This window comes from Lysinibacillus sphaericus OT4b.31, assembly GCF_000392615.1.
Taxonomy (GTDB): Bacteria; Bacillota; Bacilli; order Bacillales_A; family Planococcaceae; genus Lysinibacillus; species Lysinibacillus sphaericus_B.
Map to the genome: position 1 here is coordinate 2,223,287 of NZ_KB933398.1, position 17,879 is coordinate 2,241,165.

Annotated in this window: 11 protein-coding genes and 1 pseudogene; 10 read left to right on the forward strand and 2 right to left on the reverse strand. The window is 34.0% G+C overall.

Going from position 1 to position 17,879, the window contains the following annotated elements; translation table 11 throughout:
- Window positions 1–518 precede the first annotated feature (518 nt).
- On the forward strand, window positions 519–1,871 hold the full coding sequence (locus H131_RS10190; protein WP_010859043.1) for a lytic polysaccharide monooxygenase: 1,353 nt from the start codon (window positions 519–521) through the stop codon (window positions 1,869–1,871).
- Between the two features lie 175 nt (window positions 1,872–2,046).
- Here H131_RS10190 and H131_RS26115 read toward each other — a convergent pair.
- Window positions 2,047–2,193, reverse strand: a pseudogene (locus H131_RS26115) (IS5/IS1182 family transposase); the annotation flags it as partial.
- A gap of 270 nt (window positions 2,194–2,463) precedes the next feature.
- Between H131_RS26115 and H131_RS10195 the strand changes: the two are divergent.
- Entirely contained in the window at window positions 2,464–4,647 is a 2,184-nt protein-coding gene (locus H131_RS10195; protein WP_010859044.1) for a M60 family metallopeptidase, read from the forward strand.
- A 748-nt stretch (window positions 4,648–5,395) separates the two neighbouring features.
- Here H131_RS10195 and H131_RS10200 read toward each other — a convergent pair.
- On the reverse strand, window positions 5,396–6,418 hold the full coding sequence (locus H131_RS10200) for an MBL fold metallo-hydrolase (RefSeq protein ID WP_010859045.1): 1,023 nt from the start codon (window positions 6,416–6,418) through the stop codon (window positions 5,396–5,398).
- Between the two features lie 167 nt (window positions 6,419–6,585).
- Here H131_RS10200 and H131_RS10205 point away from each other — a divergent pair, with 167 nt between their 5' ends.
- The 8 genes from H131_RS10205 to H131_RS10240 all read left to right on the forward strand — a co-directional run bounded on the left by H131_RS10205 (window position 6,586) and on the right by H131_RS10240 (window position 17,869).
- Window positions 6,586–7,596: a fumarylacetoacetate hydrolase family protein gene (locus H131_RS10205; RefSeq protein ID WP_010859046.1), complete on the forward strand. Its 1,011-nt coding sequence runs from the start codon at window positions 6,586–6,588 to the stop codon at window positions 7,594–7,596.
- A 94-nt stretch (window positions 7,597–7,690) separates the two neighbouring features.
- Window positions 7,691–8,272: a TetR/AcrR family transcriptional regulator gene (locus H131_RS10210; protein ID WP_010859047.1), complete on the forward strand. Its 582-nt coding sequence runs from the start codon at window positions 7,691–7,693 to the stop codon at window positions 8,270–8,272.
- A 472-nt stretch (window positions 8,273–8,744) separates the two neighbouring features.
- Window positions 8,745–10,274 carry an esterase/lipase family protein gene (locus tag H131_RS10215; protein ID WP_051112185.1) on the forward strand — a complete coding sequence of 510 codons (1,530 nt, stop codon included), beginning with the start codon at window positions 8,745–8,747 and terminating at the stop codon, window positions 10,272–10,274.
- A 1,269-nt stretch (window positions 10,275–11,543) separates the two neighbouring features.
- Window positions 11,544–12,419 carry a helix-turn-helix domain-containing protein gene (locus tag H131_RS10220; RefSeq protein WP_010859049.1) on the forward strand — a complete coding sequence of 292 codons (876 nt, stop codon included), beginning with the start codon at window positions 11,544–11,546 and terminating at the stop codon, window positions 12,417–12,419.
- Window positions 12,420–12,881: 462 nt separating this feature from the next.
- Window positions 12,882–14,108, forward strand: coding sequence for a diaminopimelate decarboxylase family protein (locus tag H131_RS10225; protein ID WP_010859050.1), 1,227 nt, complete (start codon window positions 12,882–12,884; stop codon window positions 14,106–14,108).
- Window positions 14,086–15,273 carry an arginase family protein gene (locus H131_RS10230; RefSeq protein WP_010859051.1) on the forward strand — a complete coding sequence of 396 codons (1,188 nt, stop codon included), beginning with the start codon at window positions 14,086–14,088 and terminating at the stop codon, window positions 15,271–15,273. The genes H131_RS10225 and H131_RS10230 overlap by 23 nt, the downstream gene beginning before the upstream one ends.
- On the forward strand, window positions 15,270–16,412 hold the full coding sequence (locus tag H131_RS10235) for a diaminopimelate decarboxylase family protein (RefSeq protein WP_010859052.1): 1,143 nt from the start codon (window positions 15,270–15,272) through the stop codon (window positions 16,410–16,412). Before H131_RS10230 ends, H131_RS10235 begins: the two co-directional genes overlap by 4 nt.
- On the forward strand, window positions 16,409–17,869 hold the full coding sequence (locus tag H131_RS10240) for a hypothetical protein (RefSeq protein WP_010859053.1): 1,461 nt from the start codon (window positions 16,409–16,411) through the stop codon (window positions 17,867–17,869). The genes H131_RS10235 and H131_RS10240 overlap by 4 nt, the downstream gene beginning before the upstream one ends.
- Window positions 17,870–17,879 lie beyond the last annotated feature (10 nt).

The following is a 17,879-nucleotide window of genomic DNA, read 5'->3' on the forward strand; positions in this document are numbered from 1 at the left end:
ATAGGTTCACCAATGATCTAACCTGGATCCTATAAAGTAGATTTTAAAATGATGTACGCCGATAAGACTTAGGTGGCTTTAGATCTAATAGCTAAAAACAAAATATCCAATTTCCAGAGAAGGATTATAATATAGACAAGAAAAGATCTATATTAATATTAATGTATGTTGAACTGAACCCCGAATAGAGGGCACTTTAAAAAGTGACCCTATTCGAGGTTTTTGTTCATTTTGTAAAAAATCTTGTTATTCCAGAACATAATAAATTAAGATAATCTATAACTTGAACGTTTTATGAACATTCTATTAAAATTTATAGCTCTTTTAAATAATAATTAACCCAATGATAAGATTATTGTTATATTTAGAATTATTTATGGACATCTTTCGCGAATAAACATATTCATTTAATACAGCTATTACCACATTAATACATAGTTTGCTAAATTGTAAATTCATAGCTATCATACAAGAGTAAATATAATTTCATACAATAAAAACGTAAGGAGACTACTTATATGAACACTAAATTCACAAAATTAAGTAAAAAGGGAATAACAGCGGCCCTATTAGCAGCTGGAATCATGGGGATTTCAATGGCACCAAATGCATCTGCCCATGGGTTTGTTGAGAAACCAGCTAGCCGATCCGCATTATGTAGCCAAAATTATGGGGCACTTAACTTGAATTGCGGAAACATAATGTATGAGCCACAGAGTCTAGAGGCACCAAAAGGATTTCCACAAGGTGGACCAGTTGATGGTAAAATTGCCTCTGCAGGAGGTCTGTTTGGTGGTATCCTAGATCAACAAACTGCAAATCGCTGGTTTAAGAACACGATTACAGGGGGATCAAATACCTTTACATGGAAGTACACTGCGGCACATTTAACAAGCAAATGGCACTATTATATTACAAAAAAGGGATGGGATCCTAATAAACCATTAACCCGTGCTGATCTTGAGCCAATTGGAACTGTCGAACATAACGGCTCTGCTGCTTCAAATAATCTAACTCATACAATTAACGTACCAACTGATCGTAGTGGCTACCACGTTATTTTAGCTGTTTGGGATGTAGCTGATACTACAAATGCTTTCTATAATGTCATTGATGTTAATTTGCTGAATAATGGGGATGTTGATAAGGAAGCTCCAACTCAGCCAAATGGATTAAATGCAACGAAAGTTACTTCTAACAGTGTCGAGCTAAAATGGAATCCTTCTACAGACAATGTGGGTGTAAAAGAATATCAAATATTACGAGATGGTAAAGCAATTGGAACTGTACCGGGAACAACATTCACAGATAAAAATTTAAAAGCGAATACAAAATATACATATACGGTGAAGGCAGTGGATGCTGCTGGAAATGTTTCTAAAGAAAGTGAGTCTGCAGTTATAGAGACAATGAATGCAGTTCCTGATACAGAAGCACCAACGCAACCAACTGCACTACACACGATGGGCGTAACATCCTCAAGTGTAGACTTAATGTGGAGTGCATCAGAGGATAATGTAGCAGTTGATCATTATGTTATATATCGAGGGACACCAGTAGGACAAATGACTGTAGTTGGAACATCCAAAACTACATCTTTTATGGACATGAATCTACAATCAAATACAACATATAAGTATGCAGTCACTGCTGTTGATGCAGCTGGAAATGAATCCATTAAAAGTTCCATTTTAACTGTGACTACAAAAGAGCAGGGGGCGTCTTATGAGCAATGGAATCCAAATAAGGCGTACACAAAAGGTGATAAGGTAGAGCACCAAGGTAAAATATATGAAGCTGTTCAAAGCTATCAAGGAAATGGAGATCCAAATTGGATATTCGCATTGTCTTTATGGAAAGAAATTAAATAAAAATAGAGTCCAAAAAACCTTACTTATTGAAAGGTTTCAGACTGGCGACAAAAAGCATCAAGAAGCTAATTCTCGATGCCTTTTGTCATTTTTTTATGTTCAGCAAATGGCATTCTCCTACCAATGAGAACATACTCTTCGAACAATTTACTCTTTATTTAAGAGCTTGCCATGTTCAAGTAGCAAGCTTTTTCAAATTCATGGCAGCAAAAGTAAGCATCCGCAAAAACATGTTCAATTGTTTCTTTTCGCCTCGCATAGATTTGCTTAATATAATCCGAAGGACGTAATGTTCGTCTATATCCACTTGCTTTTCCCATATATCGTTGAATGATGCCTTATATAATGAACAAATTATGACAATAAAGGTATTATTTTATATTATTTTCTATTATTTTGTATTGATAATACTATTCAAAGTGTTTATTGATATGTTTATTTGATTTGTATAAGGAATGAAGAGAATAAATGAATTATAATGCGTTGATATTGGTAGGTTTATAGGAAAATTGTAAAAAAATGTGTCAAAAGGTACTATGGAAATATAAGTAATAGTATTACTTGTAATTAAATAAATAGTAGGAGAGATATGATGGAAAGAAGACAGAAACAAAAAACAAAAAAGTTAGTGATGGCAACTGCTCTATTTTCTATGTTGGCTACCGGAATAACGCCTTCATTAGAAGTCTTTGCGGAAGAACAAACACAGCAACAGAAAGTATCTAACGTGTTAAAAAACGAAAAATCAGTGGCTGTGGAACATCGGAAGTTTGCAGTTCCAGGAAAAGGGGATATCACGAAATTCCAAAAAAGCGAAAGAAGAGATAGACCATTTAGTCCCTATGAACCGACTGGGGTATACGCAAGGCCTAATGAACAAATAATCATTCAAGTAGCAGGAAATCAAGATATCGAAGCATACATTGGAACTTTTTCGTATGATGCTTCATGGAGAGAAGATTCAAAAATTAAATCCTTTACATTAAAACCTGGTTCAAACACTATACAGTCTCCAAATGGTGGAATGATATATTTTTACAATAAACAACAAGTAGGCACCATTCAAACAACAATAACAACAGGTGGAACGGCTACCCCTCTCTATGAACTCGGAAAGCATACAAAACAAGATTTAATAGATATGCTTAATCAATATCCAAATGCACATACGGTGGAATTAAAAGGGGAGCGTGTATTGATAACTGCTAGCCCGGCACGTGTTAAAAAATATTTGATAGGTTCTAACACAGATCCTACTCAACTATTGAAAAAGTTGGATGAAGCTACTAGAATTCAAGATAAAATATCTGGATTATCTGAAGATCAAGTAGATAAACATTATCTACACTATGTTGAGGATAATCATTCACTAGATTATTTTATGTACGCATACCCTTATCGAACTGCATATGTAGGAGACGCAATCCAACATGTCTTAGATATTAATAAATTTATTAATGATGGATGGGGCCCGTGGCATGAGGCGGGGCATATGAGACAACAAAATCCTTGGGCTTTTTATAATATGACAGAGGTTCAGAACAATATTTATAGTCTTGCAGTAGAAAAAACATTTGGTCATCCGACCAGATTAGAAAAAGAAAGTGTTTATCCTAAGGCTTTTCACTACTTAGAACAGCAGAATAAAAATTATGACGAGATTAGTGATCTTTTTGTTAAACTTACTATGCTATGGCAATTACATCTAGCGTATGGAGAAGAATTTTATCCTAAATTGCATCAATCGTATAGAGATATGTCTGATAGTATGTTACCTAAAAATAATGAAGATAAGAAACAATTATTTATGATTGAAGCCTCTAAAGCAGCTCAACAAAATTTAATGCCATTTTTTGAAAAATGGGGATTACGACCAACTAATGATACAATCCAAAAGGTAGCAGCCTTAGGGTATCCAAACTTGACAGCTGAAATTTGGAAAAGTACCGATTCTAATCCAATTAAACCGGATACATCAGAATCTGGCAACATTTTAGATGGTAACCAATTTGCCTGGTCGCTGAAAGGAATTGGCGATGTTGAATTTGCAAAGGTAGATTTGAATAAATCGACAGGAGAAATGCAAGTTTATCTAAAAGCAGGTGTGCCACATCACTACTTTGATAAAACATATGCAAGCATACTAGTGCAGAATTCATCTGGACAAGTGGTATACAATAAAGATATTTATGGAAACAAACAACAGAATGCAGAACAAGAAAGAGTGTCAGTAAATGAAGGAGATTATATTGAGTTGACACATCTTGAAGGTGGAAACCGGGCTACGATCACAAATGTAGATAACGGAAAACAAGAAAGCTTTGAAGAAAAAGGCATCTACAAAGTTACAGTAGAGGGTCTAAAGAAGGTAGAAAAATTACCAGAAGTAAAAACTCTGGATGGTAACCAATTTACATGGTCGCTGAAAGGTATTGGAGATTTTGAATTTGCGAATGTGAACTTGAATAAATTGACTGAAGAAATACAAATCAATTTAAATGCAGGTGTACCACACAATTACTTTGATAAAACATACGCAAGTATAGAAGTGCAGAATTCATCTGGACAAGTTGTATACAATAAAAATATTTATGGAAACAAACAACAGAATGCTGAATTACAAAAGGTACCAGTGAAAATAGGCGACAAAATTGAATTGACACATCTAGAGGGGGGACACAGGGCTACTATTATGAAAATAGACAATGGTGAACAAGAAAGTTTTGGGGAAAAAGTAGTTTATGAAGTCACTTCTACAGGTTTGTTAATAAAGTAGCAACGTTATTTAAGGTTTAAACATTACAATCCATAATGAAGCGCATTTACATATGGTTTCTATCCTTTTCTAGTTTCGCCTGAATTAGGACCTTCCAAAAAGTAGCTTTAACTTCTGATAAATATGGGTTTTATGAAAAGTGTATAAAAACGTGCATAAATAAAAAAAACAACAGGAAAAAATGTACACAACGTGGAGTTTATTATTATGGCGTATGGTGGATGGATGAAAAGGAAGCGAATTTATCTTATGACGAAGCTTCCTATGCCTTCGTTTTAGAAGTAGATTAGCTATTCCATTTAAAGGGCGCTATTGTTTAATAAAACTTAGATTTTTAAACGACTTTATTGTTATATTTTTAAGTACAGTGAAGTATCTTATATCGAAAATTAAACAACTATATTTTAACCCCGTCCTAAATTTAGAACGGGGTTATGCTTGTTTTAGGTTTTAAAATTACATAACTTTATTGTCTTTTTACAACAAAATCCCAGTCTGCTTGTTGGTCTTTGAGCAAAAATAAGCATGGTTTACAAGTTGCCCGGCTTCGTTTAATACAGAGCGTGTGAGCCTCAATAAACTTTACTGTTTAGTAGAAAAGCCTATTTATATAAAATATTGACAGGATCCTTTATCCAATTTATCCATTACACATTACATTTAACAGTGAGACAGGTAGATACTTTCTTGTATTTGTGGTAAGAGATGTACGAATCCAATAGTCTCTGCAGATGCTATGCTTGCATGGCTATTCTTGCCACACGCTCATAGGGTCCCATGGCTTAATCCGATCGCCATATTTCTCGGGCAAAAAAGCTTTCATGTCTTCCAGCTTTGCAGGGACCTCGTTCCAATTTGGAAGAGATGGCAACCCCCGTTTGCTTTTTAAGAGGATATCCACCGTAACATACAAACGTTCTGGCTGAATCCAATGAAGGAAGCGAGAAATATCGATTTGCTTGGTCAGAGACAAGGAATCAATCTCGTCATTGTAATGCTTGTTGAACTCACTAATCAGGTTCAAGAGGTAGTCTCTCTGCTCCTTCACGAAGTCCAGGCCGCAGATTGCGCCATGTCCTGGAACAACGATTTCGGGTTTAATGTCATCAATAATGCGATCAAGCACTTTAATCCAGTTAAGGGTTCCCTCTTCACTGTATGCCGTACAACCGTTAAACACAACATCGCCGGCGAACAGCACTTTTTCTTTTGGCATCCACAACAGCAAGTCACTGTCAGAGTGGGCCGGAGCTACATTGTAAATCATAACTTCAGTATCGCCAAGACGTATGTTGATATCGTCCTTTATCTCAATATTCGGGTGCACCCATTCTACGCCCTCCAGGTTAAATCCTTCAAATTCCGCTGCAAAAAATTGCTCGCCCTGAGTCGATTCCGGAGAATTCTTCCCTCTTTTGATGACGCTATCCATCCAGGCGATATTTTCGGTAAGACGCTCTCTGGCCGCTTCCTTGTGCATAATAATGCAGGCATCTTCAAATACTTTGTTCCCCCAGGCATGGTCGCTGTTATAGTGCGAGTTCACCACATAGGCGGGAGAGCCGCCATTGCTTACTTCCTTAAAAGCATCTCGCATTTCTCGCGCATGGAACAAATCGAAGAACGTGTCATACACCAGGCCTTCACCTTTGTTGATAAACCCGGCATTGGCCCAACTGATACCACGATACGGCGAAATACCGGCAAAGACGCCATCTGCGACTTCAAAAAATTTAACCCGAGGTTTTTGGATAATACTTCTATACTTCATAACAATTCTCCTTTGCGTATATGTTTTTTGGGGTTAGTCACACTGACTATATCTGTATAATAGAGAATAGAAAATAAAAATGCAAGCGAGCACTTGCATGCATTTGCTCTATGCAATATGATAATAACTGAACAACATCACATTACATGGATGGAGGCGCTACAAACATGAAACTGGTAACCTTTCACACCAAGACTTCGAAGGAACGTTTGTTTGGGCTTGTCATTAACGAGAAATTTGTCGTGTCTTTTGCCGCAATCATGAAAAAGCAGGGGACATTCGTTGACAGTCTACAAAGTATGGACAGCTATCTACAACATTTGCCGGCAAGCCATGCTGCCGCTAAGGAGCTGATGCAATATGCTGTTGGACAGCCGCATCAATTCAATGAAAATGAAATCTGTCCAATTGCCGCGGTAAAACTGCTGCCGCCGATTCTGAACCCGGCTGCGCTTATTGATTTCGGGTTGACGCCAAGACATCTGAGAAATGCTGGCATAAATCTGCTACAAAGAGAATACACAGGGGCGGAAAGAGAAGAGTTTAAACGAAAAATTGCCGAAAAATTCCAGCGGGAACCGAATAAAGTAACTTTCAGTTATTACAAGTGTAACCATAATGCATTGATTGGCGATGGGGCTACAATTCATTGGCCTTCGTACTCTTCTTACCTGGATATCGAACCGGAGCTGGCCTTTGTTACAGGGAAGGGGAACTGCATTGCTGGTTATGTTATTTTTAACGACAGTACTGCTCGCGATGTGCAGTGGCCTGATTTTCAGGCGTTGACCGGACCAACGCGGTGCAAAGATTTTGATTACAGCAAAGGAATAGGACCATTTCTGGTTACGCCGGATGAAATCGATAACCCGCTGGCACTGGATGTGGATGTACGCATCGGAGAGAGACTGCACTGGAAGGGAAGCACATCCGAGTATTCCGCGCACCCTGCAAAAGTGATGGAGGAGGTTCTCAAAGTTTTTACGCCGCTCCCGGGCACGATTATAGGAATGGGGACGATACCTGATTGCTGCGCAATCGAGACCGAACAATGGCTGTTGCCCTCTGACCGAATCCAAATTACGTTCGATAAATTAGGCACGCTCACGCAATTGGTGCCTGATCATGTCAAGATTACGGAAGCAAGTCGCTGGGAAAAAAGAAGTGATTTACCTTAAATAAACGTTTATGAAGATGATGGACCCCGAACCCTATTTGCATATGCATAACTTGTAGTATAATAGGTTTAACATATGCAAAAGGAGTAATACAATGCATACTTCAGACAGAATCATTGAAGCCGCGACACGGCTCATAAAAAAGAATGGCTATCGGGGAGTAAGCACCAAAGCCATTGCAGCGGAAGCTAAAGTCAATGAATCTACGATTTTCCGGCATTTTGGAAGCAAGCAAGGAATACTGGAAGCCATCATTGAAAGACATTCGGATATCCCGCAATTTGAGAAACTGTTAAAAGAGGAAGCGACCGATAATCCGGAAGTCGACCTGCTGAATGTAAGCCGGCAGTACCGCTTGTTTTTCCATAAAAATGTGGACATAATTTTGATTGGCATCCGCGACAAAGGAATTTTCCCCGAATTGGACAGAGTGCTGACCGATCCGCCGGTGAAGCTGCACTCTTTGCTGGTTGAATATTTTGAACGACTGCAGAAGAAAAAAATTATAGCTAGACAGGATGCGCGTCTTGCCGCCATGTCTTTTCTCTCGACGTGCTACGGCTTTCAGATGAGCGAGCTGATTCACCAGCAATATCAGTCCCAACTCGTCACCGAGGAAGAGTTCTACAAGTACATTGTCTCATCGTTTGTTAAAGGATTAATGTCTCAGTCATAAAAAGGGCACTGAGTGTCATATTGAGACAGTAAGAAAACACCTTATTTTACAACCAGTTGACGGTATTGAACCGGCGACTGGTTGTTTATATTTTTTTGTCTAAATTAGAAGGGAATCATTTCCTATTTATAGAATATTGGGATAGATGGAAGGTGGGGTTAGCTTGTCTATACATCTTTCGAGACATATTTATTATCGTTAATACCCGTTAATCAACACCTGTTTTTGTAGACTTTACAATATAGCTGATTATCTCTCATTGTCATCAAAGACTAGCAAATGAGTCAATATCGACACACCTTAAAAGAACTTGGTATACACGAGATATGTCTCGCAAAGGAAACCGTTACGATAATGTAGTAATCGAGAGTTTTTGTGGAATTATGTTGAATTGCTTTTCTACAGCTTTACGAACTTCATCAATAATGATTAGGAGGAAAATAATGTGAAAAAATTGGGTTCGTTATTAATAATGGTCACAATTATTCTTTTTTCTACTTCAGATGTTTTTGCCTCAAACCTGGTTGAACCTTATGGATTGAAGCCACCGGGTGAAAGCTTTACACCTGGAGAGTGGTTTCTAGGAGATACTCCATCTAATGTTGATCCGAATAAACCACCTATTGTTTTCGTTCAAGGGAAAAACGGCAACGCTACAAGTTGGTATGGTAATACAGAATATCACGGTCTTAATGACATGTATACAAAAGCTTATGAAGCAGGGTATCAAACTGTATTTCTTCAATTATACGATGCGGCAGGAAAAGGTTCTTATAGTCAATACGATAATGGAAAATTATTAGCCTCTATGTTAAAGGAAATCAGTCAACATTTTAACGGAAAAAAATTAAATATAATTGCCCATAGCAAGGGTGGGCCCGATACCCAAGCAGCATTAGTTCTTAATGATGCTCATTCGTACGTTGGTAGGGTCTTTACTTTAGGTTCCCCTCATTATGGATCAGAGTTAGCTGATCTTGCCTATAGCTGGTGGGCAGGTTGGCTAGCTTCATTACTCGGTGAAAAAGATGATGGCACTTATTCACTTCAAGTTGGGGAAATGGAACACTTTCGCTCACTAATAGACAATCACCCCAACGTAAGCAAGAACCACTATTATACAATTGCTGGTACTAATACAGGACCATTTCTATCTGCACTCTGGATGGGGGGTCTATATCTTTCCGATCCAAATGATGGATTAGTCAAAGAGACAAGCACTAAATTATCTTACGGAACACATTTATTTACCGATACCTCACTTGACCATGACCGTATTCGCATGGGATCTGCAGTATTTTCTAGATTGGAACAGTATTTACAGTCTGCTTCTACTGCTCATATCGTTGAAAACAATGAATACTTTTCTCAATCTGATACGTTTCAAGAGTTGGATGCTTCTCATTATTTTTATGGAGGAAAGTTACAATCGTCAAATGATGTTACACATTCTTTTTATGTGGATGCTACACTCGATAATGTTAAATTATGGACAGGATTAACTAGTGATAAGATAGAGTTGTTATCTCCTTCAGGGAAAAAATATACCAACCAGACAATCAAATCAATGGAGGAAGCCTCCTTCTTTAATGGCGTAGTACCCCATACATTTACTGACGTTATTTCTGAGAAGGGGGAATGGAAGATAAATATAAGCACGCAGGCAGGAGATAATGCGTATTTACTGGCAGTTCAACACGGGGGTCCATCTTTGATTAAGGTGAGTATTCCAACAGTAGCATTAGAAACGAATAATATCATCACAATGCAAGCTAATCAACAATTACAAAAACTTACTTTCGATGTACGAGTACTAGATCCAACAGGTAAAGATATTGCTTCTTCTCTACAAATCCAAAAGGTTAATCAACAAAACTTTATGGTAAATTTTCCAGAGAATAAAAAGTCTGGTGTATATAATATAACTTTAAATATTTCCGGTGAAACGTTACAAGGTGAGCCATATAATAGGACCATTGTTCGTTCTAAATATATAAAATAGACATTTGCAATAATTAGAAAAATATAATTTCAAAAATGAGGCTGGGACAAAACAACTCACCTCAAAAATGAAAAACCTCGAAAATTTTACGATTAGTAAAATCTTCGAGGCTTTGTTTTTTTAGTCTACTTCGTAGTCATTTTTCTCTGCTACGGCGGACGCTTTCCGCGGGCAAATTGGATGAGATTTAGCATGTCCGTAATATCTTGTCCCTAAATATACTGATTAATGCTATGGAAAGTACATTTGCGAGCGCGCTTTTGTGATGGTTCTACCCTGTATAAACTATTTCAGTAGTCGTACAAGAAGTTAGAATTCCTCGTGTACTATTTGAACTTTAGCTACTTTTCTCCAGAAGTTTGCTAATTCATGATTACGCTCCTAAAACCCCCCTCATTTTTGGGGAACGTGAAAATCTCAGACGACTCATTCTATAATAGGATGGAGTCGTCTTTTAGTATGTTTCCGGAGCATTTAAAAAACAGCCCAAGAACTATTAGTAACGTTTTTCATCAACTAAGTGGAATGTGAATTGCAGAGACTGCAGTGTCCGCATCAAGGCAGTGGCGATTAAAGTTCAAAGAATAAAAAAAGGAACATGGTGTGGATTTAAATTAAGGTTCGATAATTTATAAAAAAGTCTGATCATTTATAATAAAGTTTGATAATAGATTTACGAACAAATGAAGTCAGTATTATTTATTGCGCCTAAGGAGGTAGGTGGTTACTTCTTTTGTAGGCAATCCTCAAACGAGTAGTTTTATTACATAAGTTTTTTACGAATTGAATTTTATAAAGTCTATTAACGATTAAAAATATAGAATTGTATGTTTTAGGAGCAAAGTATGCCAAGATTACATTCCTAGCGAGATAGATCTAAATCCTGAAAATGACTGGAATAATGTTGTAATTTATATTCAATATCATAGAAGTACAATTCTATTCTCTTTAAAGATATAAGGGGGCACTATATCATTCTGGGGTCTCGCCAACATTTCGGAAATTGCAAAATAGTGGCGAAAAATTAAACCTTTTCGCCACTATTTTTATTAAAAACACTTATTAAATTTCTTAAATTATATTGATGATCCAATTGTTTCTATAAACATTGAATAACTTTCAGAACCAATAATGTAAATTACGGTTAATAAATACAAAAACTTCAACTTTTTCATATTTTACATCCCTTCTTATATTATAATTACATTATAATATAAGAAGTTAAATTATTTATTTATTTGTAATATATGACAAAAAGGGTGGGGTTAAATGAATTATGGAAGTACTTTTAGAAAATTAAGATTATATAAAGGGTATAATCTTGAGTTCGTGGCAAAAGGAATTGTATCAGTTTCATATTTATCAAAGTTTGAAAGAAATGAATCTGAAATCACTTTACCAAAAATTTTAGAATTACTTAACAGAATAAATGTCAAATTTAATGAATTTATTATTATAAATAATGAATTCAAAACCGATGGATTAGAATTGTTGCTGGAAAATTTAAGGGAATCATACTTGCAGGGGAATTTAAAAGCTTTAAATAGACTAATAGATGACGAAAATTCTAAATTTAAAAATACAGGATTACTAACTCATAAATTAAATAGTATAATGATTCAGGCCATTTGTTTGGATCTTACTCAAAGAAAAGTAGAAAAAAAGGACATTGAATTACTAATAGATTATTTATGGAAAGTAGAAATATGGGGGGAGTATGAAATAATTCTGTATGGAAACACTTTGCATATTTTAGAAGTAGATTCAGTAATAATGTTATCGTCTGAACTTATAAAGAAAAGTATGCTTTTCAAAAAAATGATAAGTTATCGACGTGATATGTACGGAATTTTTTTTAATACAATTAGGGTGTGTTTAGAATACAATAAACTAAAAGAAGTAGAATTATATTTAAATATTTTAAAAAATGAAGATATAAAAGAGACATTCATATTAGAAAAGATAATATTAAACTTTTACGACGCTATATTTAAAATGCATAACCAATATGATGAAGGGCTAGCAATTGCTGAGCGTTGTATACATATATTGGAAGAAGTTGAAGCCTTTAATTATGCTTTAAACTATGAAGAATATCTAAAAAAGTTTATTAAAACACTCTCTAAAAATACAGTAAGTTATTAATATTTTATCTGTTTTTTGAATTCCAACACTTATTAAATAATTTGTTTTTTTTAAAACCAAATTATTTAATAGGTGTTTTTATTTATAAAAAATAGCTATTTAAAAATATATGACGCTTAATTGTAATATAGAGGAAAAATATCAATACATTTTTTTTCTTGTTAAAGTTAACAGTATAAATAAATTAGCTTTACAGTATAAATAAATTAGCTTTTCAGAGATTCCGCTGAATACGAAAAATAATATAAGGAGGTGATATACATGAAAACAAAAAAACAATTTACTGTAGAGAAAACTACAGCTGCTGTAGTTAACTTAGATTTAACTATTTTAGGTGGTTCGCGTCCACGAGTTAACTAAACTAAATAATTTTAACCTTAAGTTTTTTATACTATAAATACTTAAAATTTCGTTATTCAGCGGAATCTCTGAGTAGCTATTAATATTAAAAGGAGAAAACATATGAATAAAAATATTGAAAAAAACCTGGAACCTTTATATTCTCAACCGCCCCAACAATTATTTGAAGTAATTAAAAATATACCAACTCCAGCTCTTATTTATGATTTAAATGGAATGACTGATGTTATTAGACGAATTAAAACTGACATTAGCATTGTTCCAAATACAAAATTAAATTTGGCAGTAAAAGCTATACACACGCCAGAGATTTTAAAAATCTACGCAAATTGGGGAATAGGTTGTGATGTGGCAAGTGTTGGGGAATATAAACTTGCAAAATATGCAGGTTTTAAAGAAATTACATCAACGGGTCCTGCCTTCACATTGAGTGATTTAGAATTTTTTAATACAGAAAATGTGATTGTTGATTTAGATTCAATATCACAAATAGAATTATATGGTCAGAAATATCCAAATACAAACATCGGTTTACGTATTCGAATTCCATTACCTGAAGAGTTAGAATCAGAAGCTACTTACGGAAAAGATAGTCGCTTTGGAGTCGAAATTAACAATCCTAATTTAAACCTAGTAATTGAAAAATATGATCTACATATAACTAGATTACATGTACATACTGGGCAGATGACACCGGATTCATTGTTATATAAAGCTGATTACCTTTTATCTATAGCTGAACAATACGAAAATATTCACACAATTGATTTTGGTGGAGGTTTTTTCCATTTATATGTAGATCGTAAAGAAACAAAAGAAGCATTTTATAAACTCAGAGAAATAGTTATTAATTGGAAAAAAAGACATGGCCGAGAAATGGAATTTAGATTTGAACCTGGAGGCGCTTTATTGGCAGGGTGCGGATATTTTGCTACTAAAATCATGGCAAAAGAATTTCATGACTTTTTCAATATAGATATCCTTACATTAGACTCATCAGCATGGAACTTAGCACCGTGGCACAAACCACAAGTAATACCAATTAACAGTCTATATTCGAACCCTCAGTTAGTGGAATATAGACTTGCAGGTAATACCTTATACGAGGGGGATATCTTTGGAAGAGACACTAATGGAAATACAATGGAGTTCTTATTGCCAAAAGATTTACAAGTCGGTGAGACATTGGTGATGTGTGCGTTCGGTGCATATACCATTACAAATTCAAGACAATTTAATAAGATACCTTTACCACAAGAATACTTATTAAAAAATGGAGTTTTAGATAAGCTTGGAGAAGTGAAAAATGAAAAAGAATGTATTTTATAAAGTAAAAGAATCTATCGTTTTCTTGCAAGAAAACGATAAGTGCAAAATTTGGGAACATAAATCTGGTTGGGAAGTAATATTAAATGAGGATATGCTAGATATTATTTCAATATTCACCATCCCAGTTAACAGAGAGTTAGCTTTTGAAAAAATGAAAAAGAATCATAATATTGATGGAAATAAAGCTATAGAGATTTTAGACTATCTAATAGGTGAAGGTATCATTGAACCCTATCATCCCCAAACCAATATAGTAGATAATAAAAATGGTATTTTTAATACTCCCTTAATATCTATTAAAGAATGTCTAAGTGGAGATTGGTGTGATATAGCATTTATTGGCATGCCATATGATCTGAATGTTACATATCAACCTGGCACTAGATTTGCTCCCAGCTATATAAGAAAAGTAAGCCGAGCAGTTTATAATTATGATTCTACTAGTTTGGAAGGATATTTTGATCCAATTGATAGAACTCAAAAGCTTGAAAACATACGATTAGCTGATTGTGGTGATATTAAAGCAATTGTATTTTCTAAAAATGGGTCACACTTCGATGCTTTAAAAGACACAATTTATAAACTTAGCTCTAAAAATATCCTTCCTGTTACATTAGGTGGAGATCATTCTATTGCTTATCCGTGTATTGCAGGTGTGTCAAAAGATAAAAAAATTAAAGTAATACAGTTTGATGCACATTCAGATTTTGGTCTTATAAAAATGAATAATTGGAGAGAGGACTTACATCATGGGAACTTTATGGATAAAGTTCTTGAATTAGAAAATGTTGAAGAAGTTATTCAGATTGGAATAAGACAAATTACTTCTAAAAATTATGAAAATATTAAAGTTCAAATATATCCAGATATAAGTATATTGGATATATTAGAAGAATTTATAGACACGTTAGATTCAGATATATCATATTATATCACTCTAGATGTTGATGTGTTAAATCCGTTAATCATGAGTGCAACTGGAACACCTGTTTCAGGTGGATTCGACTATAAAGAATTATTATTAATAATCGAAAAAATAGTAAAAAAAGTGAAAGTAATTGGATTAGATGTAGTAGAACTCCTACCTGGAAAAAGTGAAGTAGAAGGGATAATTATATCAAATATAATTTTAAAAATAATTACTATGGAAATGGAGAAAAAATGAGCATTCATCCTAAAATCCCAAAAATTTTACTAGAAGGTGAGCCATACATTAGTTCACCTGCTATTATATATGATTATAATTCAATAGTTAGTACTGTATTAAAAATAAAAAACGATATTGATATTATTCCTAATGTAGAATTATGCTTTGCAATAAAAGCAAATCGAAATAGGAAAGTATTAAAAATCCTTTCGGATCTAGGATTAGGTGCTGATGTAGCATCTATCCACGAATTAAACATAGCAAAAGAAGTGGGGATAAATCCTATTTATTCCACTTCGCCGGTATATAGCGAGGAATTTTTAGAAGAGTTGTTTAGAAGCGATATAACACCTGATTTTAATAGTCTTTCGCAGTTGAAAAAATATGTCGAGAAATATAATTTAAATGAACTAGGCATACGAATAAAAATACCCTTGAACTTATCGAATTCAGATATAACCTACGGTGAAAAAAGTAGGTTTGGAATTGATATAGATTCTTCTGATTACATTGAATATATGCGTGATAAAAATATAAAAATTAAACAAATTCATTTCCATATTGGAGAATTACAAAATTCATCTGTCATCAAAAATGCAATAGAATATATCACTCTAATATCTAATAGATTTCAAGATTTAGAAGTAATCAATATTGGTGGAGGATTAACGTATTTATATTCGGACGAAACAGAAGTTAAAAAAAGTTGGGAAACTATCAAGGAAAATATACTATTAATAAATATGAGATTCGATAGAGAAATCAAAGTGGTAATTGAACCTGGAATGTTAATTTTAGCTATGAGCGGATATTTGTATTCAAAAGTGCAATCATCAGATTTTGTTAATAACAAAAGAATTGTTACATTAGATTGCTCTGCTTGGAATTTAACTCATTGGGCATATCCTGTTTTAGTTCAAAGCTACTCAGATTCAATAAATGTTGAAGAACATACAATAGCTGGTAATACATGCTATGAGAATGATATTTTTATTTCTTCAGTAAATCATAGAATCCTAAAAATCAATGATGGTTTATTGATGACTCCTGTTGGTGCCTACGTAGCAAGTATGGCGAGGAATATGCATGGATACCCTTTACCAAATGAATGGATTTTAAAAGATGATAACTTTATTAAGGCAGGTGATTATTTATGACTTTTAATCAAGATTTATTATCAGAAAATATAGAAGAATTAATAGCACTAAAAGGTTTATTTAAAAATCAAATAGACACAAATGAATACCAAGAGTGGGAAAAAAAGTTGGATGGGACTATTGATTATATTTTCACAAATAATCACCAAAATTACGAATTATTGTTTATCCAAATTAACACTTTAACCATGGAATTAAGAGAAATTTGGATGAATTACGTCCAAAATATTACGAACAAACATTTAAAATCCCCGCCTTTACATATCATTAAAAATCTACCCCAATCTAACAAAATTGACTTTAGTTATGAAAGAAATATACAACCAGACTTCCTTGAAAATAAAGTTAGTCTGTATAGAGAAGTACCTTCTAATTGGGAAATAAGTAATGTATTATGCTCAAGCGGTATGACAGCTATCTCTACTATCATGCAGAGTTATTTTGCTATGTATAAGCCGTCGTTAAATAAAAAATTGGTCATTAGTACATGGCGAGATTACTTTGAAACTAGAGTCTTAACAGACTTATATAGAAATGAATTAATTGAGATTACAAATTATCCAACACAAGAAGAATTCTTTGATGTGATAGAGCATACAGATTTATTTTTCATCGAATTGGTACGATATAATTGGGATTTAGAAGTATTTAACTTGAATGAATTTTTAGAAATTCTGTCTAATAGTACGCCTAATAGATTAAGAATATTAATTCTAGATACAACATTAAGTGGTAACCATCATCAATTAGAGAAAATACTTAGTGGTTTACAGTATTTTCCTAACATTATAATTATCCAAGTACATTCTATTCTTAAATTAGATCAACAGGGACTAGAGCTCTCTAACGGTGGAGCTATCAGTGTTTATACGCTAAAAGATAATGTAGCAATACCAAGTGCGGAAGCTTTTGCAGGTTACCTTAGACAAGTTAGAACCATTTTAGGCGCTGGATTATCATACCAAGAGATAGCCTTATTGGATAATGAATTTGTATTTAATAAAAATAAATATAGTGATTATTGTAATCTTATCTATGAGAATAATAAACTAATGGCTGAAACAATTCATACAAATGGAATATTTGAAAAAGTCGTATATCCTTCATTATTCTCTGAAGTTGATTGGGCTAAATCACCATTCGTAGTATTTCATTTAAAAGAGGATCACTTGGATAATCATGGATTTTTATTAGGTGTCTTATCTTATGAAGTGAAAAAAAGGAAGATTAATTTTTATCATGGTTCTAGTTTTGGATTTAGAGATAGTAGGTACGAAGTGATTATTCCAAATACTAGCGAAAACAAAGGACTTTTTAAAATTGCAATGGGTGTAAGAAAGGGAATAGATCTATTAAACATAATCGAATTAATGCAAGAAATATCTGATTATAAAGATTTTTCAGAATTAAAAGCGTCTTATCCAACTGTTAATGCTATAAGATTTGATACTAAATAATATTAGTGTA

What these genes read in the sequence shown, in the direction of transcription:
- H131_RS10240 (WP_010859053.1), top strand. Translation starts at nt 16,409, where the DNA reads ATGACTTTTAATCAAGATTTATTATCAGAAAATATAGAAGAATTAATA.
- H131_RS10205 (WP_010859046.1), top strand. Translation starts at nt 6,586, where the DNA reads ATGAAACTGGTAACCTTTCACACCAAGACTTCGAAGGAACGTTTGTTT.
- H131_RS10220 (WP_010859049.1), top strand. Translation starts at nt 11,544, where the DNA reads ATGAATTATGGAAGTACTTTTAGAAAATTAAGATTATATAAAGGGTAT.
- H131_RS10210 (WP_010859047.1), top strand. Translation starts at nt 7,691, where the DNA reads ATGCATACTTCAGACAGAATCATTGAAGCCGCGACACGGCTCATAAAA.
- H131_RS10215 (WP_051112185.1), top strand. Translation starts at nt 8,745, where the DNA reads ATGGTCACAATTATTCTTTTTTCTACTTCAGATGTTTTTGCCTCAAAC.
- H131_RS10235 (WP_010859052.1), top strand. Translation starts at nt 15,270, where the DNA reads ATGAGCATTCATCCTAAAATCCCAAAAATTTTACTAGAAGGTGAGCCA.
- H131_RS10225 (WP_010859050.1), top strand. Translation starts at nt 12,882, where the DNA reads ATGAATAAAAATATTGAAAAAAACCTGGAACCTTTATATTCTCAACCG.
- H131_RS10230 (WP_010859051.1), top strand. Translation starts at nt 14,086, where the DNA reads ATGAAAAAGAATGTATTTTATAAAGTAAAAGAATCTATCGTTTTCTTG.
- H131_RS10195 (WP_010859044.1), top strand. Translation starts at nt 2,464, where the DNA reads ATGGAAAGAAGACAGAAACAAAAAACAAAAAAGTTAGTGATGGCAACT.
- H131_RS10190 (WP_010859043.1), top strand. Translation starts at nt 519, where the DNA reads ATGAACACTAAATTCACAAAATTAAGTAAAAAGGGAATAACAGCGGCC.
- H131_RS10200 (WP_010859045.1), bottom strand. Translation starts at nt 6,418, where the DNA reads ATGAAGTATAGAAGTATTATCCAAAAACCTCGGGTTAAATTTTTTGAA.